This window comes from Paenibacillus massiliensis 2301065 = DSM 16942 (assembly GCF_000377505.1).
Classification (GTDB): Bacteria; Bacillota; Bacilli; order Paenibacillales; family Paenibacillaceae; genus Paenibacillus; species Paenibacillus massiliensis.
The window spans coordinates 37,497-63,074 of sequence record NZ_KB898188.1; the positions used below are offsets into that span (position 1 = coordinate 37,497).

Consider the following 25,578-nt stretch of genomic DNA (forward strand, 5'->3'; position numbering starts at 1 on the left):
TCCTCCCCTATCTTTCGCCCCACGGTCCGCTCTCCTGTCTCGGATTTAGCAGCCGCTGAAGACCATCTCCGATCAGATAAAAGGATAAGACTGTCAGCATGATCATCAGACCTGGAGCTATTGAAATCCACCAGCCTGTAGTCAAATAGGCTTGTCCGCTATACACCATCCGTCCCCAGCTTATGGCACCAGCATCCCCTAGCCCCAGAAAGCTCAGGCTCGATTCCATAACGATGGCTACAGAAATATTTGTGGTGGTATTGACCAGGACAGGAGCTATAGCGTTGGGTAGAATATGTCTGAAGAGAATGGCAGCACGGCTCTTCCCAATGGCTATCAGGCTCAACACGAAGGTTCGCTCTCTTAGCGACAGGGTCTGCGCCCTCATGATCCGTGCATTGCTGGCCCAGCTAGTGAGACCGATAACGAGCATCAAATGGACCATACTTCCACCGAACATCGCAACCACAATCAACACGAGGAAGAAGGTTGGAAGCATCAGAACCAGATTGTTCAGCTCCGACAGCACGATATCGATCCGTCCTCCATAATAGCCTGCTAACCCTCCAACGACGGTTCCGATTACAGCAGAGACGGATGCCGCCACTAGCCCAATCAGTAATGAGGTTCGTGCGCCATACAAAAGCATACTAAAGATATCCCGTCCTAGTCCGTCTGTACCCATCCAATGCTCACGTCCCGGGGGAGCGATCAGTTCATCAGCTAGAGCAAATGGATCATGTGTGGCCAGCCATGGCGCACCTGCTGCCATGCACAGAATGATGCTCAGACCCATCAGCCCCAGTCGAAGCTGCAGTATACGACGAAATTGCAACAGCACTCTGCGATGCAAACCCTGTGGAGGTCCAGCTTGTCCACTTCGCTGAGAGGCAGCAATGCAGTTCATACAGCCCGCATGTCATGCTTCCCTCCTTCATTCTTCATATGGATTGACTGTAACGTATTCTGGGATCAATCCACGCGCTTACAATATCCATCAGCAGCATGGAGACGGCGACCGATATGGACAATATCAAATATAAGCCCATCAGCAACGGATAATCCCTGCGTGAAATGGCGTTCATCATGAAGCTTCCCATACCTGGCCAAGAAAAAACGATTTCCACCATAGCTACTCCTGTAACAATGAAGGCCAGACTCATCCCAAAGAGATGAATAGTAGGAAGAAGAGCATTCCGCAATACATATTTGTGAAAAATCCGACTCTCCTTCATCCCTGTTGCACGCAGCATGAGGACATAATCTTCGGTCATGACCTGAAGAGCGGAAGCACGGGCAATCCTAAAGAAATACGGCACATTACCCAAAATCAGGGTCAAGGCAGGTAAGCATAAATGACGTAATACATCCAAGACATATGTGAAGCCCTCATGCTCGGTCCGCATATCCACCATTCCAGCCGTTGGTAGCCATTGCAGTGTGGATGCGAACAATAGAATACTCATCATGCCTAACCAAAATGTGGGGATAGCATCGAATACATACGTTAAGGCACAAATGACAGAATCCTGTCTTGAGCCTGACCTACGCGCACAATACATGCCGAGGACAGTACCGATCACGAGCGAGCATATCACTGTAGTAAGTGTCAGCAGCAGCGTTGGTCCCACACGTTCACGAATCATCTCAGCTACAGGCCTTCCGCTAAGCATAGATTCCCCAAGGTCACCTTGTAGCAGATTGGCGGCATAATATGCCAGTTGTGTCGTAATGGGCTGATCCAATCCATATTTGTCGCGAAGAGCTGCTTCGGCTTGCGGTGATGGGTTATCCTTTCCGGACAAGATACGGATGGGGTCTCCAGGAGCCAAGTAGGTCAGTATAAAATTCAATACGATGGCAACGACCACAACCAGCGCTCCAGTCGCCAGCCTTCTTGATACATAGGTAACCAAGTGTTCTCCTCCTTACGATCCGAAATGGATATAACGACAAGGTTCAGTGCGCAGCCCTTGCGAGGGTCGTCTGCAGCAGCCTTTTCTGTGCATAGCGAAATCCCCGACATTGTGGGCTGCCGGAGATTTCATTGTATGAAGATATACACTTGCAGAAAGGCAAGCGTCCATTCTCGGTTACTCTACACACCCGAGTAGACGCAATACTTTTTTACATCCCTATAATAGTTCGGATACCAGCTTAAGCTGGGTGAACTGCAGTAAATAATCCGGTCCACCCGCTTTGGAATCTGTACCTGACATGTTGAAGCCGCCGAAAGGGTGTACGCCGACCAGCGCCCCTGTACATTTGCGATTAAAGTATAGATTCCCCACATGGAACTGCCTGCGTGCCAGCTCCAGATGGTCGCGATTACGGGAGAATACGGCCCCAGTCAGTCCATAATCTGTCCCATTAGCAACCTCAAGGGCTTGCATGAAGCTATCTACCTTGCTAAAGGCTAATACCGGTCCGAAGATTTCCTCCTGCATCAGCGCAGCAGTCGGAGGTACGTCGGCAAAGATCGTAGGCTCTACAAAATAGCCACCCTCCCCGGCCTTGCCCCCACCTGCAACGAGCCTTCCCTCCATATGTCCCTGCTCAATATACTTCAGTATGCTGTTGTAGGCCGCAGCATCAATAACAGGACCCAGCGAGCTGCTAGCGTCCAGAGCATCTCCTACCTGAAGGGCCAGTGTAAGCTCCGTACAGCGTGCTAGCACCACATCATACACGTCAGCATGTACGATGGCCCGTGAGCAAGCGGAGCACTTCTGACCCGAGAAGCCAAAGGCCGAGGCCACAATTGCACGTGCGGCAGCCTCCAGGTCAGCTGAGTCATCCACGATAATCGCATCCTTGCCACCCAACTCGCCCACGAACCGCTTCAGCCATTTTTGCCCCGGCCCTGTCCGGGCGGATTGCTCGAATATCCGTAGCCCCACCTCTCTGGAGCCTGTAAAAGAGATGAAGCGAGTCAAAGGATGAGATACCAGCAGATCACCAATCTCCGCGCCACTTCCGGGGAGATACTGCACGACCCCTGACGGCATTCCCACCTCCTCAAGCAGTTCCACGAACTTATAGGCGACTACTGGCGTCGCGCTGGCAGGCTTCAACACGACCGTATTACCCGTCACGACGGCAGCCATCGTCATGCCAGCCATAATTGCCAGCGGGAAATTCCACGGTGAGATCACTACGCCTACACCAAGCGGAATATACTGTAGCTCGTTATCCTCACCAGAATACGGGATCAATCTCGCCGTAGCCCACGCATTCATGTCCAATGCCTGCCGTGCATAGTACTCCATGAAATCAATGGCTTCCGCAGTATCCGCATCGGCTTCGGCACGGGTCTTGCCCGCCTCCAGCATTAACCAGGCTGTGAACTCATGCTTGCGACGACGCAGAGCTGCCGCGGCCTTCAGCAGCAGTCGAGCCCGTTGCTCCACAGACACACGGGACCAGGATTCGAATACTACAGCTGCATGCTGAAGTGCCTCCTCCGCTAGTCCTGCATCAGCCTTGGAGACACGGCCTACGATTTCTGCCGAACGGGAAGGATTAAGCGAATCGAAGGTCTCTGTCTCAATGCGCCTGCCCCCCACGATCAGCGGATAGACCTGACCTATATCTGTTCGTGCCAGCCTGACGGCTTCTTCGAGGGCCATGTGTTGTGCGGATAGCGTAAAATCCGTGAAGGGTTCTGGGCGATAGGGGATCATTGCTTATAACCACCTTTCCATGAATATGGATTACAAAATGATAGCAGGTCCCCGTTATCTACGAGCATACCTGCATTCCTGCTCGAACAATCGGCTTTTTGCCAGCAGGATTTCTGCTTATACAGCCCTTGACTTCCGGGCTTCTTCCTACCTAAATAATTGCTCCACACGTTTGGCTGCGAAGTCCATCTCCGCCTCCGTAATCACTAGCGGAGGAGCCAGACGAATGACCCGTTCACGCGTTTCCTTACACAGCAGACCTGTCTGCTGAAGTCGCTCACAGTAAGGTCTTGCAGGCCCCTTGGTCTCCACTGCGATGAACAGCCCACGACCACGTACCTCAACCAGCTCAGGATGCTGGATCTGTCTTAATCGCTTCAGCAGCAGCTCTCCCAACCGCAACGAGCGATCAGCGAGCTGTTCATCTTCGATGACCTGCAGCGCAGCCACAGCTACGGCACTCGCCAGTGGATTCCCGCCGAACGTAGAACCATGGGAGCCTGGCTCGAATACCTCCAGAATGTCCCGATTGGCTGCTACCGCCGAGACAGGGAGCACGCCGCCTCCCAGCGCTTTTCCTAACATGTACACATCAGGCTCTACCTGCTCCCAATCACAGGCAAAACGCTTGCCAGTACGTCCGAAGCCCGTCTGAATCTCATCTGCCAGCCACAGAACCCCATGCTCGGTGCAGAGCTTGCGAACTTGCTGCAAGTAGCCCTGCGGTGGAATGATGATCCCTGCCTCTCCCTGAATGGGTTCCATCAAAAAAGCAGCTGTATTAGGCGTGATCGCCTGCTCCAGAGCCCGTGCATCTCCATAAGGGATGGGTTTGAAGCCCGGTATGAACGGGCCGAAATCCTGACGATAAGCTGCTTCCGAGGATAGAGAGGTTGCCGTCAATGTCCTGCCATGAAAATTCCCATGACATACAATAATCTCTGCTTGTTGATCCGCTATGCCCTTCGTCCGATACCCCCAACGTCTAGCTGCCTTGATCGCTGTCTCAACAGCCTCCACACCTGTGTTCATGGGTAAAATCATTTCCTTGCCCGTGTAGGCTGTCAGCTTAGCAAGCAGCTCTGCAAGTGGCTCATTGTAGAAAGCACGTGAGGTGAGTGTCACACGCTCCGCCTGCTGCTTCAGTGCCTCAATGATTCGTGGATGCCGATGACCCTGGTTCAGTGCTGAATAGCCGCTTAGCATATCCATGTAGCGCCGACCATCCGGGTCCTCGACCCATACACCTTCGGCCTTCGCTATGACGATGGGCAGAGGGTGATAATTATGTGCTCCAAGCTGCTCTGTCTGCTCCATAATCTGTCTTGCCCGCCCCATGCCACCCACTCCTTTCAACGCCTGAATATCGACTTGAGCACAAACGTCAGATTTTCCGGCCGCTCGGCCATTCGGCGCATAAAATACCCATACCATTCGGTTCCATAAGGTACATATACTCGAACCTTGTATCCTTCTGCAGCCAACTGCTGCTGTAATTGCGGACGAATACCATATAACATTTGAAATTCAAAAGCTTGGTTAGAGATCCCTTGCTCGTGGACATAGGTGCGAACATACTCCAGAATTCCTTCATCATGAGTAGCCACTGCGGCATAATGCCCTTGATCCAGTTGCAGGCGAATAATCCGCTTGAATTGATCATCCACCTCCTGCTTATCAGGGTAAGCGACTTCTGCAGCCTCCTTATAAGCTCCCTTGACCAGCCTGTAATTCGGGGCAAGCCGGGACAATCGTTCCATATCTTCAGCCGTTTTGCGAAGATATGCCTGTAGCACCAGTCCGACATGAGCTCCTCCGTACGCTTCGTATAGCTGCTCGAATATGGCGAGAGTAGCTTCGTTATGTGCATAGTCCTCCATATCAATGCGTACAAAGCCCCCGCAGCGCTTCGCCTCTCCGACAATTCTCCTCATGTGCGCGATGCAGACCTCTCCCGGCAGTTCAAGCCCCAGCTGTGTTAATTTGACGGATAGATTGGCCTGCACTCCCGTCCCGGCAATAGCCTGGATGCTCCGGATTGCCTCCGCAGCGGCTGCTGTTGCTTCTTCCTCACTCGCCACGAACTCTCCCAAATGGTCCAGGGTCGCCAGTATCCCCTGTTCATTCAATTCCCACACCTTCTGTAAAGCATCCTCCAATGTCTCTCCTGCGACAAAACGATCTGCCCCTAGCCGCAGTCCATGACTTCTGGCTAGACGGTTGGCTCTTTCACTTCTGGACAAATATAGCAGCGTATTGCGCAGCATGCTCTCCAGATCACCTCTTCTCCCTCATCTGTTCATCCATCTATCAACTGGTGTCAGCCCATCACCGTATTGCGATAGCCTATGCCTTACAGCATATGAGGCTTCATGCCGATTTATTGCAGACCAGGCTTGTCAGCCTTCTGTTATTTGTCATTGCTGCATGGATTTATTGTGGAGCTTAATGCTTGTATTCAATATAAGTTGAGAGTAATATATACAAGATGAGTTGGTAGCAATCCATTTGTTAGCAATCCATAAGGATTATTAGATTTATGTTGTAAGCTTAATAAGAATAGGAGGAATCATTGTATGTTGGGAGCTATATTCGTAGGTCTTGTTGCAGCGCTTCATGTGTACATATTTCTGTTAGAGACTTTCTTCTGGACGACACCGCGGGCACGCAAGGCCTTCGCAACGACTCCAGAGTTCGCAGCGCAGACCAAGACGCTTGCTGCCAATCAAGGGGTATATAATGCTTTTCTCGCGGCAGGTCTGATATGGGGGCTGGCTCATCCGGTAGCTAGTACTGGACAGCAGATACAGGTCTTCTTCTTGCTTTGTGTGCTTGTGGCCGGCTTGTTCGGAGGCTTGACCTCCAAGCGGTCCATTCTGTTCGTACAGGCAATGCCTGCACTGATTACATTGCTGTTGGTCTGGCTCACCTAAAGCCCTAGACAATAAAACAGGCGTCAGATCTACAGCTTGGTAGCTGGTCTGACGCCTGTGTAATTTATACAAGACTAGTATGAAATTTAATGACGTGAAAGAGATTAATGAAACGAGTGACCTAGCAGATCATAGCAAAGATATGCATTATGATCCAGCTCCTCATGTTGCTTAGACCATACTGTGGAGCCCCACCATTCAAAAAAATGAACAAGCCAGTTCATCCAATCCCTCTCCTTCACCTTAAACATCTTAGACTTGTTATGACCATAATTCCAACCTGTTTAGAAGGATTTTAACTTGTCTTGGGATATCTGTCAACAGATATCTCGTCCTTTTCAGATTGAAGCCTGATATCCGTTGAATTAACAGACTTCACATGAATAACAATAGCCATGGCAAGCGCTTAGAGCTTCATGGCTATTGTTGTAAATTATATTTATTCGTAGATACGATATAACGTCTGATCCGTATTGAGCAAATACTTATTCAAGCAATACTTATTCGAACGAATACGTAACGTCAGAATTGCTCGTCATATTAAGCAGATATGTCAATTGATCGCTAACAGACAGGTACACATTGAGCTCAGGAGCACCCAGATTAGGAACCGTCAGACTGAAGCGGCCCTGTTGATCCAGCTTAACACGTGTCGTCTGAATGAACGGCTCCTCAGGGGCAGCACCGTGAATGCGCAGGGTGAATGTCTCATTGGCATACTTAGTGATTGTACCTCTGATCTTCAAGGTATGGTCTCCTGTATACTCCACCTGAACCAGTGGATTCGGCAGATGATCTCCTGGCTGCTCCTCGCCCGGTGGTTGTTCTTCACCTGGAGGTTCTTCACCCGGAGGCTGCTCTTCTCCTGGTGGCTGCTCTTCTCCCGGAGGCTGTTCCTCTCCAGGGTCCGGACTACCATTCTCAACTGAGAAGAAACGAGTCTGATACGCGATTTCTGCGGACGAACCGTTCTTCTTCTTCAAGCCAGTAATACGAATATTGAACGTATCCCCATCCTTCAAGGATTTGATTCCATCCGGACGGAAAATAACTCCATAACCAGAGCCATATCCATCGGGGCTCACGTTAAAGAAAGCCTTCCCTTGACCCGTTCCATTCTGATGCTGTGCTCCCAAAACCCAGGTGCGTTGATCCGAGGAACGAACGATCTCTACTTGTACACTGTTATTGGACGGCTTCGCAAAGACATCCGGGTTCAATTGTACAGACCAGGCTTGATTACCATTGAAGGCTTCAATAGGAAAAGCCCCTTTGTTCGGATACAAGCTGTAATTGTAATTAACCCTTCCGGAACGGCTGGTATCCAATACCTGCATGCTACTGTAATGGCTTGCGTACGAGTTGTTTGGTCTAATCAGCGACGCAATACCGAATCCAACCTGTTTCAGTTGTGGATTTAACACCCACCGACGATGGCCAAGATTAGCAATATTACTGGAGTCGGAATCATCCATATAGGCATGCACGCTTTCCACTGCAAGATTTTTGCTAGAGCTGTAAGAAGCATACAGATTGGAAGTCGAAGCTGATTTGGCACCCAGATCGAAAAATTCCTTAGTCATGCCTGCTGGCTGCGGAGGAAAATGGGTCAGGAAATCAGCAGTAGAGACAAGAACAGCTCCATGCTGGGCTTGACGGTTCAGAGCGGAATCAAGCACAAGATCACTTGGTAGCCCTGTAAGAAAACGATAGAAATTGGATGCATTCAATGCTTGCTCCAAGTAACGCTCGTTAACAGCACCTGCAACGAAAGGATAACGTGTGGAAGGCTCCTCTGTATACAAAGGACCAGACACATTATCATCCATCCATAAGTTCCACTGCTGGATAATCTCTTGCTTGCTGCGCTCAGGCAGCAGGCTGTCTACTGAGCTGGCTTGTGCCACTGAAGAGTTCCAGAGCAGAAGCAGCATGCCGACCAGCGGCAGCCCTAGCAATAGACGAAATGTTGTTTTGAGTCGAACCATGTAATTCAAATCTCCCTTCATTATGTCAATACTAAGTGTATATCGACATTTAAGGGAAAATTTGTTATATTATCTTTAAAATTTTATTTTCTTGGGTGCTGCTTCACATCATGCTACATACTGCTTCACATCACGCTCAAAGCTCTGAGCAAGCTCCGACATGCAAAAAAACACAGCTGCATCCTGAGTAGATAGCACTGTGTTTTAATAGGTTGACTACAGATTACCAATGATTCTGAATGAACGAATCACGGCCTGACTTCTCCCGGTCTTCTTTGTAATGCTTCGGATTTTTTTTATGATAATCCTGATGGTAATCCTCTGCAGGGTAGAAGACCTCCGCTGGCCGGATTTCTGTCACTATCGGCTGATCGAAGCGACCGCTGGCCACAAGCTCTTGTTTGGATTGCTCGGCAAGCACGCGTTGCTCTTCATTGTGCACAAATATGGCTGTGCGATACTGACTTCCCCGATCATGAAATTGCCCCTCTGCGTCCGTCGGATCAATCTGCACCCAATACAGCTCCAACAGCTTCGAATATGGAAAAACTTCATCATCATAAGTAATCTCTACGACCTCAAGATGGCCTGTCGTTCCTGTCTTTACTTCCTCATATGTAGGGTTATCGGTAGTGCCTCCCATATATCCAGACAAGATCCCATGAATGCCTGGCAGCTCATCAAATGGAGTTACCATGCACCAGAAGCATCCGCCGGCAAAGGTTGCCTTTTGTATCATACGATCGATCTCCTTCAGTTCCAACTTGATATGGTATTTATTCTGCTTGGACACTATTGTACCATTTGGCTTCATCATTGTACCGTTCGGCTTCATCATTATAAGCGGATTCCATTCATAATTCCAAGCTGACCGTTCTCATTCATAGCAAAAAGACAGGCCAGTCAAGGAGCATTTCCCTGGCCGGCCGGCCTTTACACAATAGAGCTTAAGCGATGGAAAGTCATTATTCTTCTGACTGCTTCGCTTCAGCTTCAGTGCCTTCTGCCGAAGCTTCAGGCTCAGACTCTTCCTCCGTCTCGGCAATGCGCGGTACGATTACTGAAGCGATTACCCCGGCTTCATCTGCCATCAAGGTAACTCTGTCAGGTAGCTTGATATCACCTACGCTCAGCTTGTCACCAACATCGAGACCCGAGATATCCACTTCAATTGCGGACGGAAGATCCGCTGGCAGTGCCTCGATCTCGATCTCTGTCTCCTGTACCTGCAATATTCCTCCGGTCTTGGTGCCTGCTGCCGTACCTTGGAAGTCGATCGCTACCTTTACGCGAATTGGTTTATTTTTAGATATTTTCAAGAAATCAGCATGCAGGAATCTTCCATCCTGCTCCTGATAATCCTTAATCAATACGGGAATTTTCTTGCCACCCAGCTCCAGATCGAACATCTCCGTACGACCTGTACGCATGATCTTGCTGAAATCCTTGGCATCGACACTAACCGGTGTTCCGTCCATCTCTGAACCATACACCACTGCCGGAACGCGACCGCTCAATCTTAGTTGGCGTAATGCTGCTCCTTTAGTCTCGGTTCTGTTCTCTGCCGTCAGTTGATTGCTCTTTCCTTGATTAGCCATGGTATTGAACCTCCTTAGGTATCCCTTACATGGATCATCGCCATCCTGTAACAGGACAGCATAGTAGCTATTATAAGCAAGCCTGCTAGCATTATAAGCATGACAAGCCATAAGTATACTTACCCTTTTTTCAAAAATTGACCCCTTATTCGCCTAAAAATATTGTTTTACGAGGTGAAAGAACGCTTTTGTCAGTCCCTACTTAACGAAAAAAAGCCGCACTAGTGCGACTTTTTGGTCAGGTCTAGAAAATAGTGTATGAATTCATCGTCCTTTGTATACCCTTGCTTATGATACAGCGCTTGGGCTGTTGCATTGTCTGGAGCAGTGGATAGCTCAATTCCTTTGGCGCCTGTCTTCACCGCGAAGCCTCTAGCCTGCTCCAGTAGCAGCTCTGCGACACCTTGGCGGCGACGGTCCTCTTGTACATACAGATCATTTAGCACCCATACTCTCTTCATAGAGATAGAAGAAAAGCTGGGATAGAGCTGCACGAAGCCTACTGCTTGACTAGTAGCCGAATCTCTGGCAATGTAGATCATCGATTGCGCATGCTCCAGCCTCGCCAGCAAAAATTCTCGTGCTGCCTTCACGTCCGAAGGCTGGTGGTAGAAACTCCGATAATGATCGAATAATGGCACCAGATCATCCAGATCATGAATGGTTGCCTGCACTGCCAAGTAAGACACGTTCATCCTGTAACCTCGCTCCTCTACAACAGCTTTCGAAGACTGTTCTTAGCATTCTACAATCCGTTTATGACCCATATTACACTGCGGTCTCTCGTACGATACCACTACGAACAAGCACCTGCATATACTGCTCATCGGGTCGGATATCAATGTAACGATCCATCTCGATATCCTTGGCCTCCCACTGCTTCAGTCTGAGAATGTAACCGACTCTGCGCACATGAGGAGCTACTCGGATATGGGCCACTGCCCGCCCGTCTTCGATCCTCTCCAGCGAGATCTGCCCATCCTGCAGCCCGGTTCCCCACACCCAGACATTCCAGCCTTCATAAGACTGATCAGGACGCTCGTAGTACAAAGTTATTGTTCGATAGGGGTGGGGTGACGAGTACGAGCATGGGTCTAGATCGAGGTGTGGATTCTCAGATGGGTGCAGCATGGAATGACAATCCTGCCCTCTATCTTCTATCGTAACGGGGTCAGCAACACGGACTTCTGCCGACAAGGCAACTTGCACTTGGCCTTCCTGTTCCTCGACGGTGACAGGATCAGTAGAAGGCATCGCATCATGAAGCACCATGATCGACCAACGCGGCACCGTAACACGATCACCACATACGATGTCCAAAGTGTCTGTGCCCGCTTGCCGCTCATTCACAACAATATGCCAGCATTCCGAATCTTCCGGCAGGAACATTGTCTGCTCACGATCCGACCCGTTATAGATGACCACAATATTTCGCCACGTATCCCCACCAGCGTAGCTGTGCAACCGGTAGGCCACGGTATGATCGCTCTCACGCAGCGTCTCCAGATGCTGCTCCACCAGCTCAGCTGACTGCAATCGAAATGCCGGATGACTGCGCCGAAGCAGGATCAGACCTGCATAGTAGTCAAAGACAGTACGAAAACGCGTCTTATGGGTCCAGCGAATACAATTAACGGCATCCCCGCTGCGATAGCTGTTATGATCACCGTACTTGGAGCGCAGTATTTCATCCCCTGCATGTATGAAGGGGATGCCCTGTGAGGTCAAGACAATGCCATTCGAGAGTAAAGAGCGACGCACTGTCTCATCCTCCATCAGTTGGTTTTGATCCAGTAGTGCATAAGGGTCCGCATCCCGAACGGCTTCCTCAGCAGAGCGGCCATCTCTCGGCTCACCCTGATCCCAATCCGGGAAGGCACAGTGCCCGCGCAGCTGCCGCACCGTAATAATCTTGTCCCACAGATTCAAATTATCATGAGCTGTGACATAATTGATGGATTCGGAAGGAGCCTTCGTAAAATCATAGATCGCTCCCCGAACTCCTTGCATAATCTCGCCTTCTCTATCCCATGCACCTGTAGCAAAGCCGGACCCTTCTCCATCACTATCCCCCTTGATCGCTCCCCGAAAATGATCGTTGAATACCGCAAAACCCTTGCCTCGCTGGCTCCCCTTCAAGGTCTTTTCCTGAAGTGGTGATTCCCCGCCTGTCCATGGCTCTCCATAGATCAGCATCCCCGCGTAGACTTCTTCTCTCAGCTCTTTGGTCAGCTCTGCCACGGTCGGAGTGTCTATCAGCCCCAGCAGATCGAAGCGGAAGCCGTCAACATGATACTCTTCTGCCCAGTAGCGAAGCGAATCCTTAATATATCGGCGTACCATTGGACGCTCGCTGGCCACTTCGTTACCGACACCAGAGCCGTTAGACCATTCACCATGCTGGTTTTGACGATAATAATAACCCGGTACGATCGGCTCGAAGGGACCTTCCTCCAAAGCATACGTATGGTTGTAGACCACATCCAATATGACACCAATCCCTGCCCTGTGCAGAGCCAGCACGAGCTCCTTGAACTCTCTGATTCGTACAGCTGGATTACGCGGGTCGCTAGCATAAGAGCCCTCTGGCACATTGTAATGCTGGGGATCATACCCCCAGTTATATTGCGGAGAATGGGCAGGGTCCGCCAGTTCATCAATGGTATGGCAATCGGCTATCGGAAGTAGATGTACATGAGTAATACCCAAATCCTTCAAGTGATCCAGGCCAATGGCCTCTCCATCCTTATTGCATAGACCTGTCCTTGTAAAAGCGGAAAACCGACCACGATCCCCTTCAAAGTCCGCATCCGGATCAGCCGAGAAATCCCGGACATGCAGCTCATAAATAACAGCATCTGTAGGATGTGCACAGTCAGGACGTCGATCCTCAGACCAGCCAGCAGGGTCGGTAGAGCGCAGGTCCAGTACAGCAGATCGCTGTCCATTCGCCGTGACCGCCCGCCCATAAGGGTCAGCGGCATAACGAATATCATGCTTGCCGAAGGTTAGCTTATACATGTAGTAATGGCCAGCCCAATCCCCATCAACGCAAGCCTCCCACACACCATCATCATGTCGATGCATGGACCATTCCAGGCCACCCTCATCCTGTCTTACCTGCCCCTCTTCATCATAGCTTCCTGCATTCGCATAGATGACGAGCTGGACCTGATCTGCCGTCGGTGCCCACAGGCTAAAATGGCTCATCTGTCTTGTATAGGATAGACCCAGCTTGCGGTCTGTATAGGCCGTAGCCAGAGAGAAATTGCTTGTCATCGTATCACCACCAAGAAAATTGTCTACATTAAAAAGAACAAATTCCGTGTATAATCCTTCAAGCGGCTACTCGTCTACCGAGCTGTAAGTCCGTATTTACACATTACCCTATCATCAACTTATGCATGGACTATACCGAACTCCTCAGCACCAGCCCATCACAGCTCGGACAGATGGTAGGTTCGTTCCTCCACGTGGAAGCTGTCATGATCCTCCCACCACACCTTGCCCCCATAGTAATCCTCGTTGGAGATCACTCTCGATTGGCGGAACACATACAGTATTCTCGTACCCAATGTTGTCTTGAAGTCGACCCCAAGTGCCCCTTGATCCACCTGCGTCACCGTAACCAGGTGAATGCCGTCGGGGGATGCTGCTTCAGCAACATCCTGAATAGATACCATAACCGAGGCCAGGAGATGGACGAGCAGTACCAGAACCATCATAAGTACAAATACCCCATACACCAGCCCTGCACCCAGCCTCTTCAAGCGATGCTCAGAAGTCTTTCTCAATAGTGGATACAGTAGAATCCAAGGCAGCACCATCCATGGGTAGGATATGACCCCAAACAGCAGCATCAAGTAGATCAGGGCAAGCCATAGCTGTGGCACACGCCGCAGCGTATTCTTTCTTACCCGCCACATCCAGGCCGTACACAAAGCTATGTACAGCACAGTAGATACCGTATCGAGCACCGGCCACATCCAGGATACATTCAGGAATCGAAAGAGTGCATATAATACTATGTAGGGCGCTGCCAGATTTCGTATTATTTTATCATACCATTGCTGTAACAATAAGGACCCCTCCTATAATTCTCCATATTATACCGTTCATTATGGCATAATTCCAAAATATGAAGTGTCTATATTGTTATTTTCAGCACATTGCACTACTCCTTACCCTCAATTATCTGAAGACTTTCTTTCCTGATTCCCATTCCCTAAAATTACCTTTACCAGATTATTCAGATTAAAAAAGCACCCTGTATGCCGCTTGGGCCATACAGAGTGCTTGCTGAAATCTTGGTCAGGCACAAGCTCTATAGTCACTTGAGACTAACCATGTTATTTTTTTAAATGAATTAATTCGTGCGCTTCAATTGCTCATATTCCGCCACGATCTGCTGATGCAGAGGATGATCCGCAGCAATGCCTGTGTAGCGCGTAATGGCGGCTGCAATACCCTCGTTCTGAATAACTGCTTGCAGCTCTGCTACTTCCGGGTCCTCGTCATTCTGGAAGATGCAGGCCGCTGCCATTCCTTGCAAGAGATGCTTCGGATGAATACCGTATTCATAAGCTTGAAGCGCAGGGCGCACCAGACGATCATTCGGTGACAGCTTGCGTAGCGGCGAACGGCCGACACGCGATACTTCATCGGTCAAGTTCGGGTTACGGAATCGCTCCAGATTTTTAAGGATATACTTGTCGTGCTCTGCCTGATCCAAGCCAAATCGCTTCACCAGTACCGCACCAGTCTCCTCCAGCGCACCCTTCACAGACGCGAGTACCTGCTCATCCGCGATGGCTTCCTGAATGGTCGAGAAGCCTGCCGCATAGCCCAGATAGGCTGCTACGCAATGCCCGGTATTAACGGTGAACAGCTTGCGTTCAATGTAAGGCTCCAGATTGTCTACATAATGTACGCCACCAATCTCTGCGTGGTCTGGCGACATTTGCGAACGATCAACCACCCATTCATAAAAAGGCTCAACCTGCACGTATAGCGGGTCCTCATGATGCTGAATCGGAACAATCCGATCCACCGCTGCATTCGGGAAGAAGATGACACCTTCAGCCTTGGTGCGTGTCTCCTCATCCAGCAAGGCGTACACATGCTCCTTCAGCTGCTGACTGCCACCAATCGCATTCTCGCAAGCGATAATGTGCAGTGGCTGTGCTCCAGCATTCAAGCGCTGTGAGATGCCTTGGGCAATGCCAGGCGCAATCGCTTTGAGGATATTAACGCCCACCGCCGTCGTCACGATGTCTGCTCCAGCTACCGCTGCAGCTACCTCCTGAGCATTTTTTCCACTGATGGCTGTTACGTTAGTGACTTGCTCTGTATCCTTCGCATCATTAGCCAGCTCCACTGTATATTCATGACGACTGCTAAGCGCAGAGACAAGCGTATCATTGACGTCTGAGAAAATGACCTCATAACCCGCTCGGGACAGCAACAGGCCAATGAAGCCACGGCCGATATTACCGGCACCAAAATGGACGGCCTTCATAGCTCCATCTCACTCTCGAAGAGCGCAATGATCTCTTCCGGTGTACTTGCAGAGCGCAGCTTGTTCATATTCTCATCGTCGGAGCAGACAACGGCAATTCCGGTCAGAATCTCCATATGCTCTCCACCTTGGGCGGCAATCCCGATAACCATATAAGCTTTCTCTTCACCAAAATCAACGCCTTGTGGAAATTGAATAATGGAAATACCTGTGGAATGAATGAAGGACTTGGATTCCTTCGTGCCGTGAGGGATGGCAAGCCCATTGCCTACATAAGTGGAGACAATCTCCTCACGCTCCAGCATTTTGTCGATGTACTCTGCCGAAATATGTCCCGCATCAAGCAGGATCTGTCCTGCCATGCGGATCGCCTCGTATTTGTCAGTCGCCGTAGCGTTCATTTTCACCTTATCTGTTGTCATAATGCTCATAGTATGGTCCTCCCTGTCTCTAGTTTGCTGCGGAAGAATTCAGCCAGGCGATCAGATAAATACGATGAGATCTCTTCCCGGCTTCCCTTCTCCAGAAGCATAATTAATTCTTCTTGTAGTAATAATGCGCTGATCTCGCTTAGTACCTCCAGGCTCTCCTTGGGTAGCTCGCGCGGACCCAGCATCAGCAAAATCTGCGTAACAGGATCACGCGCCTCATCCAGCAGCAATGGCTCCTCCAGATGGTACAGTGCAAGAGTAGGCCGCTGTACATCCGGACTTCGAGTGTGGAAGAGGGCTAACGGCGTATCAGGAATTACCTGACTTCCGTGCCGTTCACGCTCTAGCAGAAGCTCTGCGACAGCGTCTGGATTACGAACGGTTCCCCTCCCCACCTCGGAGGTACACAGCTGTTGCATGAGTTCCCTCAACGCCAAGTTCCGGTTATCCACCGGATAGATCTGAAAGTCCTCAATGATTCTTACGATTTCCTGTAGACTGTCACGTAGCCCCATTAACCATCCCAATCCTTGAGTAGGCTCCGCTGCTGCCTTAGGCTTGCCATTTTCCTTACTGAGCGTAATATGCTGTATAAAATGTCGCAGTCGATCGCTCTCCTCCTGCGTGAGGAGCGGGCTGATCTTGAGATATCGGTCTGGCTCCAGAGGAAGATCCACGGTTGAGATGATCAGATCGTAGTCCTCCTTAGGAATCCGGGCCGCCTCGTACCATGAAGCGCGGTCAATAATGCGAATTTGTGGCAGCTCCTTGCCAAGCCGAGTCGCCAGCAGCCGCGATGAGCCAATACCGCTTGTGCATACCACAATCGCTCTTACATCCCTTTGCAGCTGACGTAGCCGCTCCGCCGAAGCACCGAAATGCATGACCAGAAATCCGATCTCCTCATCCGGTAGCAGCACATCTGTCATTCCAACAGCCGCTTCCTTCACGGCCTCGAATAGCTCCTCATAATCCCGTCTGATCTGTTGAAGGAGAGGATTGCGGATGGCATTCCCTTCCTTCAGGCGTTTAATCACTGGTTCAGCATGGGCAATTAATCCCTCACGCAGTAGCCGGTCTTCGCTGTAATGCGTATCCGTCAATATCTCCACTCGCCGGATCAGCTCTCCAACGATCTCCAGCACCTCCAGATCGTCCAGCGGCAGCAAGCGCGTCGAGTCATTCTCTGCAAATCGGAACAGCTGCTTGAAATACTTTCGCTCCGTCTCGGACAGCTCCACTCCCAGGGCCTCCGATAGCTCCGTACTCATGCGTTCGACCATTGCAGAACGAACTCGTTCCTCTTCAGCCTCATGCTCCTGCTTGATCTTCAGCTCCAGCGTCTCTACCCGGCAGCCCTTTCGAATGCGGGCAATGGAGACGGATAGCTGGATCAACAGCTCCATATATTTGCTCTCGACCATACTGTCGAGCCACGGGCTATGCGGCTGCCATAGTGCATTCTCTACCGTAAGAAGATGCTCGCGCCCGATGATCTCCATGAGCTTCTCCATCGCCGGAGATTCCTGCCCAATCTGGTCTGGACTGAACAGATCCGATTCATCCAGATGCTCCAGAGCTAGCTCCGCCATGGCCCGCCTGATATCGGATTCTTTGCCTGTAATCTCGACTCCGTATCCGCGTCTGCGCACAAGCGTAAGTCCTCGCTTCTCGATCCAGGACTGCAATTCATCCAGATCATGACTGACCGTGACCACGGTTACCTTGAGGTCCGAAGCGATCGACAGGAGCTTAATCGGCTCTGGGTCGTCTAGCAGCACGCATAATGCATAGATCTTTCGTTCCTCCGGCGTCCATTCTACAGACTCAACCTGAAACAATTGTTGCCTGAGCTGAGAAAGCCGTGAGGGATCGGCATCTAGATAGATACCGACCCCGGATTTCTTTTTGAGCTCGATCCCGTGGGATACGAGCTTTTTCTCGACTGCGCTAAGTTCTCGAAGAATTGTTCTTGTGCTGACATTGATACGGGCTGCAATATCTCCAGCCGTTACTTCTTTTGTCTGTTGCAGCAGGAACTCCAGAATTTCACGTTGTCTCTTGGTTATATTCATCGCTTCTCATCAGGAACCGGATTTGAGGCGCTCCACCAGTGCCTCATACTCGGGGCTCTTCAAGAAGTTATCAATCGAGATATGCTCAGCATTCGGTGCAACCGTCTTCGCACGATCTGTCAGCGTCTGCTGCGTAATGACGATATCCGCATCCTGTGGAATCTCACTGATCGCTGTATTCGTCACGACTACATCGACGCCAGCTTCTTTCATTTTTTTTCGCAAAATCGATGCACCCATCGCACTGGAGCCCATACCTGCATCACAGGAGAACACAATCTTGTTCACTTCGGCCTTCATGTTGTCAGCAGCGATGCCTGCTGCACGATCTGCTTCTTTGTTATCATTTGCTACGATCTTGTTGTCGGATTTGCCTTGGTTCTTCATTTCCTTCATTTTTGCAGAAGCTGCTTCCAGATCCTCTTCTTTTTGCTTACCTGTCTTCAGCAGAACCGCTGCAACCAGGAAGGACACGACTGCAGCTACAGCTACACCAGCCAGCATTGGAAGATATCCGCCTTTTGGCGTCATCAGGAAGTAAGCGAAGATACTACCTGGAGACGGAGCCGCTACAAGACCAGCACCTGTCATCATGAATGTAGCTGTACCTGCGATACCACCAGCCATTGCAGCGATGATCAGGATCGGCTTCATCAGAATGTAAGGGAAGTAGATTTCATGAATCCCGCCGAAGAAGTGGATGATAACCGCACCGGGAGCTGAGGATTTCGCAGTTCCGCGGCCAAACAAGCAGTAAGCCAGCAGAATTCCCAGACCAGGACCTGGATTGGATTCGAGCATAAACAGAACTGATTTGCCCAACTGACTTGCTTGCTCTGTAGCCAGTGGCGTGAGAATACCGTGGTTGATTGCGTTGTTAAGGAACAGAACCTTACCTGGTTCGATCAACAGATTGACCAGTGGCAGAAGCCCTGCATTCATCAGGATTGCTACACCAGCAGACAAGAACTGACTGATGGCCTGAATGACAGGTCCAATCGCTACGTGCGCTGCCAATGCCAGCAGACCACCAATAATACCTGCCGAGAAGTTGTTAACCAACATTTCAAAGCCAGACTTGATCTTCCCATCTACAGCCTTATCAAATTGCTTGATGACCCAAGCACCAAATGGACCAGCTGCCATTGCGCCGAGGAACATTGGAATGTCTGCCCCTACAATGACACCCATGGTCATGATTGCACCGACTACACCACCACGCTGACCATGCACCATGGTACCACCGGTATAACCGATCAATAATGGAAGCAAGTAAGTAATCATTGGGCCTACAAGCTTGCCAAGCTCCTCATTCGGAATCCATCCTGTCGGGATGAACAAGGCCGTAATCAGACCCCAGGCAATAAAGGCCCCCATATTCGGCATTACCATACCGCTCAAGAAACGGCCGAACTTCTGTACCCCTACTCGGATGCCTCCGCTTTTTTGGGACTTTGCGTCCACTGAACTCATATTGATACCCTCCTCAAAAAGTAAAATCTGTGCTCCAACATCATGACCTTTGAACTAGGTATTACGTCGTGCCAGATGAATGAAATAAAAAGCTAAATGCTTAACTTCTTAAATTCATGGTAGATGAAAACGGTATCTTCTACAATCAAATGAAAACCAACTGCCGTCATGAACCTTGATGACATCATTTAAATATGGAGCACAAAGCCTTGATACATAAGGATCAATTAAGCTTGAGCCGATTTCATTTTCAAAATCAAAGAGCATAACTTCCGGACATCAGCCTGTAGGGAGCAGTACCTATCTGACTGAAAGTATGCCCTTTTCACAAGCAGCTCATTTGAGACAAACGACAAATTTTGCACATCGCAAAAAAGCGTGCTGACTCCCTTCCTTAGAAGGGGAATCAACACGCTTGATATAGCGTCTAGCAGTCGACAGGGTCCCGCTTACAGCGGGCCTTTACTCACATTTAATCTGGTCAAAATATTAGTTCTTGTTCTATCTCAATCACACTATTTTCGCAAGATTCACACAGTTGTCAGTTGCGACTAATTGTTGTAGGAGTAGATATGAGGACTCAATTATCATACTTAGGCAACTCAAACACGACATAAATATAACATATAAGTAACCCTAATATGACATTAGCCAACAAAATCGGACATAGTCACTTAAGCTAATTCATTCTCTCCAAAGTCGCATATTTCTCAAGCAACTCTCAAGAAACTACATGAAAGCGAATAGTGGTCAACCTCAATCTGCTACATGGCTTGTATAGGCCTCAGGGCTCAGAAGCTTGGCTAAAGCCTCCTCCGCGTTATCATCCAACTCAATCTCTATCATCCAGCCCTCCTCATAAGGTGAGGAATTGACCAGCTCAGGAGATGCCTCCAAGGCACCATTCACTTTCACAATCGTTCCACTCACAGGTGCGAACAAGTCAGATACCGTCTTGACAGATTCGATCGTACCAATGCCTTCCCCAGCAGTAACTACGCTTCCTTCTTCAGGTAGCTCAACGAACACGATATCACCCAATTGATGCTGTGCAAAATCAGAGATGCCAACGAGCAATGTGCCTGCATCCGTCTTGCGCACCCATTCATGCTCTTCACTGTACAGATAGTTATCTCTTACCTCGCTCATGCTTCATCCTCATTTCCTAATGATCGTTGGTCATTTCAAGGTCTATGCAGCGTTTAATTCATCCATGCAGCATCGATTTACCATACATTATCCAGTATCAGCTATTACACGATAAGATTACGCCAAGGTTGAATATGGTGTCAATATAGCTCACAAAAATGTCTGAAGTTATAAAGAACTTTGTCCTCCCGCTAGTGATTCGGCGCGAAGATCAGGAAGGATCAGCCATGAATGTGATTAATTTCATAGAATATGATAATTTTGTTGACATACATCTATGAATCGCGTATTAATGGTTATATAGGTACAGCATACACGAACCTGTGGCAATACACAAAATCATAACAACGTGACGAACGATGCGGATGAAGGTATAGGGAGAGATTATCAATGATCGAATATCTGGCATTAGCTGGTGTATTTCGATCAGGTCAGGCTGAGCCATTGTCGCAGGACCACAGGTAGCGCCGAAGGAGTAAGCAGCACCGTCTGTGAATCTCTCAGGCAAAAGGACCTTTACCGGACGCAACTCTGGAGAGAATCCACCACACGGTGGGTCACCCAAGGGGAAACCTGTGCTCGCATGGGGTAACTCTCAGGTATCAAGGACAGAGCCAAAGAATGATGGATCACGGTAGCAGTATGGCTCCGTGGCGCATTTTTTGGGCTGTCCTTTTTTGCATGACCTGGAACAACATGAGACGCTTAGGAAATGTAGTACGAATCATGATGATGAGGTGACAGACCATGGGCAAATTAAAGCAAACCTCGCTGTTCCCATTGTATGGCGAGCTACCAGGTGTACGATGTATTGATTTTGGAGGCTGGGAGCTACCAGTCCAATTCAGCGGAATTGTGAAGGAACATGAGGCGGTAAGGCAGCAGGCTGGACTGTTCGATGTCTCGCATATGGGTGAGTTCACCGTGGAGGGAGCAGATGCCGAGCAATTTCTTCAGCAGATGACAACCAACGATGTAAGCCGACTGGAGAACGGTCAGGCCCAATATACGCTGCTCTGCTATCCCGATGGCGGAGTTGTAGATGATCTGCTGATTTACAAGCGTGGAGAGGGACGCTATATGCTGGTTGTGAATGCCTCCAACATCGACAAAGACTGGGAATGGCTACAAAAGCATCTTACCGGAAAGGTCAGTATGCATAATGTCTCCGATGACACCGCGCTCTTGGCGCTTCAGGGACCAGCTGCTGCAGATATTCTTGCTTCCATCAGCTCACTGGAGCCTGCCAGTCTTCAGTCCTTCCGTTTCACCGAAGACGTTGAGGTAGCTGGACATAAAGCCTTGGTATCCCGAACAGGCTACACAGGTGAAGACGGATTCGAGCTGTATCTTCCTATTCAGGATGCTCCGGGAGTCTGGAAGGCATTGCTAACTGCAGGTGAGTCTCACGGTCTGTTACCGGCAGGTCTCGGGGCGCGGGATACACTGCGCTTTGAAGCCAAGCTGGCACTCTACGGTCAGGAGCTGTCTTCCAGCATTTCACCACTGGAGGCGGGTCTGGGATACTTTGTGAAATGGGACAAAGGCGACTTTGTCGGGCGAGACGCTCTGCTCGCACAAAAGGAAAACGGCGTTCCACGCAAGCTTGTCGGTGTAGAGATGATTGACCGCGGCATCCCTCGTCCGCACTATCCTGTATTCGCTGAGGGAGTACAGATCGGCGAGATTACTACAGGAACCCAATCCCCTACGTTGAAGCGTAACCTTGGATTGGCCCTCATTGATAGTCGATACACGGCTGTAGGCACTCCGCTGGAGATTGAGATTCGCGGCAAGCTCCTCAAGGCAGAGGTTGTTCCTGCACCTTTCTACAAGCGAAGCCACTAACCCACTACAAAGTGAATCTGGAAGGAGCCTGTTGCTGCATGAAACCGCACCGTTATTTACCGATGACCGAGCAAGATCAGGCCGAGATGCTGCGCACCGTTGGCGCGGAGAACATCGAGGATCTGTTCAAAGATATTCCGGAGAACATCCGGTTCAGAGGAGAACTACCTGTCTCCTCCCGTCTGGACGAACGCGCACTGACTCGCCACATGGCTGGTCTGGCAGATCGAAATGCTCATACAGATTCCCATATCAGCTTTCTTGGAGCAGGCATCTATGAGCATCACATTCCATCTGTCATCAATCACATCATTTCCCGCTCTGAGTTCTATACAGCATACACCCCCTATCAACCGGAAATTAGCCAAGGTGAGCTACAGGCGATTTTTGAGTTCCAGTCCTACATCTGCGAGCTCACAGGCATGGCTGTGGCCAATGCCAGTATGTACGACGGTGCCACAGCGTTGGCCGAAGCTGGCTCGCTGGCTGCCGGGGCCACACGGCGCAAGCGTCTTGTCGTCTCGCGTGCCATTCATCCCGAGGCACGTGAGGTGCTGGCTACCTATGCGCATGGTCTGAATCTCGACATCGTGGAGGTCGGCTGCAAGAATGGCGTGACAGATGCTGAGGCGCTTGCAGCAGCAGTGAATGAGGAGACCGCAGCTGTACTCGTACAAAATCCGAATTTCTTCGGAGCTGTTGAGAATGTACGTGCTATAGCTGAGCTGATTCATACGTATAAGGGACTGCTCGTGGTCAGCTCCAATCCGATATCACTCGGACTGCTGGAGGCTCCAGGCAAGCTTGGTGCCGATATTGTCGTTGGCGATGCGCAGCCACTGGGTATCTCGACCTCCCTCGGCGGACCGACATGCGGTTACTTCGCTGTCTCCCAGGCGCATATGCGCCGAATTCCCGGGCGGATCGTAGGCCAGACTACAGATCGCAACGGCAAACGTGGCTTCGTATTAACCCTTCAGGCGAGAGAGCAGCATATTCGGCGGGAGAAGGCGACCTCCAATATTTGCTCAAATCAGGCGCTGCTTGCTCTTTCTGCCTCCGTCTATATGTCCGTAATGGGCAGACAGGGTATGGCGGACGTCGCAACTCTGAATCTTCATAAGAGCAGATATGCACTGGAACGCTTGACCTCAATCCCGGGCATTGAGCCTGCCTTTACTTCTTCTACCTTTAATGAATTTAGCATCCGACTTCCAGAAGGCACCGACATGACCAAGCTGCAGTCCAGTCTGTTATCCGCTGGCTTCATCGGAGGGTATGATCTCGGAAAAGCCTATGCGGAATACAAAGACTGTATGCTGATTGCAGTGACAGAGCAGCGGACCAAAGAAGAGATTGACCAATTTGCTAGCACGTTGGAGGGATTGTTATGAACCGACCTGAACAAGATATGCCGCTTATTTTCGAACGAAGCCGTTCGGGCCGTGTCGCATACTCCTTACCGGAATGTGATGTCCCCCAGCAATCGGTTGCTGAGCTTTTGCCTGATTTTGCCCTGCGTAGCGAGCCCGCAGCGTTGCCTGAGGTATTTGAGGTGGATGTCATTCGGCATTATACCGAGCTATCCCGCCGCAATTTCGGAGTGGATAACGGATTCTATCCGCTTGGCTCCTGTACGATGAAATACAATCCGAAGGTAAATGAGGATGTCGCCCGTTATGCAGGACTAGCCAAGATCCACCCGTACCAGCCTGAAGAGAGCATTCAGGGAGCTATGGAACTCCTCTACACTCTCCAGCAGGATCTGGCTGGTCTGACTGGGATGGATGCGGTGACGTTGCAGCCAGCTGCGGGAGCACATGGAGAATGGACAGGACTGATGATGATTCGCGCCTACCATGAGAGCCGGGGAGAGCAGCGTACCAAAGTGATCGTACCGGACTCGTCGCACGGTACCAATCCAGCCAGCGCTACGGTTGCGGGCTTCGAGACGGTGACGATCCCGTCTACTGCCGAAGGACTGGTAGATCTTGATGCACTCCGCACGGCAGTAGGTACAGATACGGCGGCGCTCATGCTGACCAATCCGAATACACTCGGCTTGTTCGAGACGCAGATAACAGACATTGCTGACATTGTGCATGGAGCAGGTGGACTGCTTTATTACGACGGTGCCAACTCCAATGCCATTATGGGTATTACTAGACCTGGAGACATGGGATTTGATGTAGTCCACCTCAACCTGCACAAGACGATGAGCACACCACACGGCGGAGGTGGACCCGGTGCAGGTCCGGTAGGTGTAAAGCAACTCCTCGTCCCTTTCCTTCCCAAACCACTGGTTGTGAAGGATGAGCAAGGCAGCTATCATTGGGATACACAAGCAGACTCCTCCATTGGACGTGTCAAAGCCTACTATGGTAATTTTGGCATTCTGGTACGGGCCTATGCCTACATTCGTACCTATGGTCCATCTGGTCTGCGCAACGTATCCGAATGCGCCGTGCTGAACGCCAATTATATGATGCATCGGTTAGCTCCTTATTTCGAGCTTCCTTATCCAGGCATCTGCAAGCATGAATTCGTCATGTCTGGCAAAGGCCTCAAGCAATATGGCGTCCGCACTCTGGATGTCGCGAAGCGGTTGCTTGATTTTGGGTATCACCCGCCAACCGTATACTTCCCGCTGAATGTCGAGGAATGCATCATGATTGAACCCACCGAGACAGAGAGCAAGGAGACACTAGACGCGTTCATTAACACGATGATTCACATCGCCAAGGAAGCAGAGGAGAATTCTGAACTCGTGCTGAATGCTCCATATACAACGACTGTCACCCGTCTCGACGAGACTACTGCTGCGCGGAAGCCTGTGCTGAATTGTGCGTGTAGTTAGACCTTCGGCAGCTTAAATCCCACCA

20 protein-coding genes and 2 riboswitches are annotated in these 25,578 nt (G+C 50.2%); of the genes, 4 read left to right on the forward strand and 16 right to left on the reverse strand.

The window, feature by feature from the left end:
- Positions 1-7 precede the first annotated feature (7 nt).
- The 5 genes from D328_RS0109090 to D328_RS0109110 all read right to left on the reverse strand — a co-directional run bounded on the left by D328_RS0109090 (position 8) and on the right by D328_RS0109110 (position 5,959).
- Entirely contained in the window at positions 8-907 is a 900-nt protein-coding gene (locus D328_RS0109090; RefSeq protein WP_018884680.1) for an ABC transporter permease, read from the reverse strand.
- Positions 908-941: 34 nt separating this feature from the next.
- Positions 942-1,916, reverse strand: a complete 975-nt coding sequence (locus tag D328_RS0109095) for an ABC transporter permease (RefSeq protein WP_018884681.1) — start codon at positions 1,914-1,916, stop codon at positions 942-944.
- Between the two features lie 219 nt (positions 1,917-2,135).
- On the reverse strand, positions 2,136-3,683 hold the full coding sequence (gene pruA, locus D328_RS0109100; protein ID WP_018884682.1) for an L-glutamate gamma-semialdehyde dehydrogenase: 1,548 nt from the start codon (positions 3,681-3,683) through the stop codon (positions 2,136-2,138).
- A 147-nt stretch (positions 3,684-3,830) separates the two neighbouring features.
- The gene (locus D328_RS0109105) at positions 3,831-5,021 is read right to left on the reverse strand and encodes an ornithine--oxo-acid transaminase (protein ID WP_018884683.1); all 1,191 of its coding nucleotides are present in this window, start codon (positions 5,019-5,021) and stop codon (positions 3,831-3,833) included.
- 14 nt (positions 5,022-5,035) lie between these two features.
- Entirely contained in the window at positions 5,036-5,959 is a 924-nt protein-coding gene (locus D328_RS0109110; RefSeq protein WP_026281090.1) for a proline dehydrogenase family protein, read from the reverse strand.
- 300 nt (positions 5,960-6,259) lie between these two features.
- Here D328_RS0109110 and D328_RS0109115 point away from each other — a divergent pair, with 300 nt between their 5' ends.
- Positions 6,260-6,616, forward strand: coding sequence for a DUF1304 domain-containing protein (locus D328_RS0109115; RefSeq protein ID WP_018884685.1), 357 nt, complete (start codon positions 6,260-6,262; stop codon positions 6,614-6,616).
- A 500-nt stretch (positions 6,617-7,116) separates the two neighbouring features.
- Here the strand turns inward: D328_RS0109115 and D328_RS0109125 are convergent, their stop codons facing one another.
- The 11 genes from D328_RS0109125 to gcvH form a co-directional block, all read right to left on the reverse strand.
- Positions 7,117-8,604, reverse strand: a complete 1,488-nt coding sequence (locus tag D328_RS0109125; protein ID WP_018884687.1) for a CAP domain-containing protein — start codon at positions 8,602-8,604, stop codon at positions 7,117-7,119.
- Positions 8,605-8,827: 223 nt separating this feature from the next.
- Entirely contained in the window at positions 8,828-9,340 is a 513-nt protein-coding gene (msrA, locus tag D328_RS0109130) for a peptide-methionine (S)-S-oxide reductase MsrA (RefSeq protein WP_025679782.1), read from the reverse strand.
- Positions 9,341-9,569: 229 nt separating this feature from the next.
- Positions 9,570-10,202: a 50S ribosomal protein L25 gene (locus tag D328_RS0109135; RefSeq protein WP_018884689.1), complete on the reverse strand. Its 633-nt coding sequence runs from the start codon at positions 10,200-10,202 to the stop codon at positions 9,570-9,572.
- 221 nt (positions 10,203-10,423) lie between these two features.
- A complete protein-coding gene (locus tag D328_RS0109140; protein ID WP_018884690.1) occupies positions 10,424-10,897 on the reverse strand; it encodes a GNAT family N-acetyltransferase in 474 nt (157 codons plus the stop codon).
- 73 nt (positions 10,898-10,970) lie between these two features.
- Complete coding sequence (gene pulA / locus D328_RS0109145) at positions 10,971-13,481, reverse strand: type I pullulanase (RefSeq protein WP_018884691.1); 2,511 nt, start codon at positions 13,479-13,481, stop codon at positions 10,971-10,973.
- 158 nt (positions 13,482-13,639) lie between these two features.
- The gene (locus D328_RS0109150; protein WP_018884692.1) at positions 13,640-14,281 is read right to left on the reverse strand and encodes a hypothetical protein; all 642 of its coding nucleotides are present in this window, start codon (positions 14,279-14,281) and stop codon (positions 13,640-13,642) included.
- A gap of 287 nt (positions 14,282-14,568) precedes the next feature.
- Positions 14,569-15,720, reverse strand: coding sequence for a mannitol-1-phosphate 5-dehydrogenase (locus tag D328_RS0109155; protein WP_018884693.1), 1,152 nt, complete (start codon positions 15,718-15,720; stop codon positions 14,569-14,571).
- Positions 15,717-16,151: a PTS sugar transporter subunit IIA gene (locus D328_RS0109160; RefSeq protein ID WP_018884694.1), complete on the reverse strand. Its 435-nt coding sequence runs from the start codon at positions 16,149-16,151 to the stop codon at positions 15,717-15,719. Before D328_RS0109160 ends, D328_RS0109155 begins: the two co-directional genes overlap by 4 nt.
- Positions 16,148-18,226 carry a BglG family transcription antiterminator gene (locus tag D328_RS0109165; RefSeq protein ID WP_018884695.1) on the reverse strand — a complete coding sequence of 693 codons (2,079 nt, stop codon included), beginning with the start codon at positions 18,224-18,226 and terminating at the stop codon, positions 16,148-16,150. The genes D328_RS0109160 and D328_RS0109165 overlap by 4 nt, the downstream gene beginning before the upstream one ends.
- Before the next feature lie 9 nt (positions 18,227-18,235).
- Complete coding sequence (locus tag D328_RS0109170) at positions 18,236-19,699, reverse strand: PTS mannitol transporter subunit IICB (RefSeq protein WP_018884696.1); 1,464 nt, start codon at positions 19,697-19,699, stop codon at positions 18,236-18,238.
- Between the two features lie 756 nt (positions 19,700-20,455).
- The gene (gcvH, locus tag D328_RS0109175; protein ID WP_018884697.1) at positions 20,456-20,848 is read right to left on the reverse strand and encodes a glycine cleavage system protein GcvH; all 393 of its coding nucleotides are present in this window, start codon (positions 20,846-20,848) and stop codon (positions 20,456-20,458) included.
- A gap of 365 nt (positions 20,849-21,213) precedes the next feature.
- Positions 21,214-21,374, forward strand: a riboswitch (glycine riboswitch).
- A 3-nt stretch (positions 21,375-21,377) separates the two neighbouring features.
- A riboswitch (glycine riboswitch) is annotated at positions 21,378-21,462 on the forward strand.
- A 133-nt stretch (positions 21,463-21,595) separates the two neighbouring features.
- Here gcvH and gcvT point away from each other — a divergent pair.
- Genes gcvT through gcvPB form a run of 3 tightly spaced genes read left to right on the forward strand, consistent with a single transcriptional unit; the run spans position 21,596 to position 25,553 of the window.
- Positions 21,596-22,696 (forward strand): glycine cleavage system aminomethyltransferase GcvT, encoded by a 1,101-nt coding sequence (gene gcvT / locus D328_RS0109180; protein ID WP_018884698.1) that lies wholly within the window; start codon positions 21,596-21,598, stop codon positions 22,694-22,696.
- A 38-nt stretch (positions 22,697-22,734) separates the two neighbouring features.
- Positions 22,735-24,090 carry an aminomethyl-transferring glycine dehydrogenase subunit GcvPA gene (gcvPA, locus tag D328_RS0109185; protein WP_018884699.1) on the forward strand — a complete coding sequence of 452 codons (1,356 nt, stop codon included), beginning with the start codon at positions 22,735-22,737 and terminating at the stop codon, positions 24,088-24,090.
- On the forward strand, positions 24,087-25,553 hold the full coding sequence (gene gcvPB, locus D328_RS0109190) for an aminomethyl-transferring glycine dehydrogenase subunit GcvPB (RefSeq protein ID WP_018884700.1): 1,467 nt from the start codon (positions 24,087-24,089) through the stop codon (positions 25,551-25,553). The genes gcvPA and gcvPB overlap by 4 nt, the downstream gene beginning before the upstream one ends.
- The last annotated feature ends 25 nt before the right edge of the window (positions 25,554-25,578 follow it).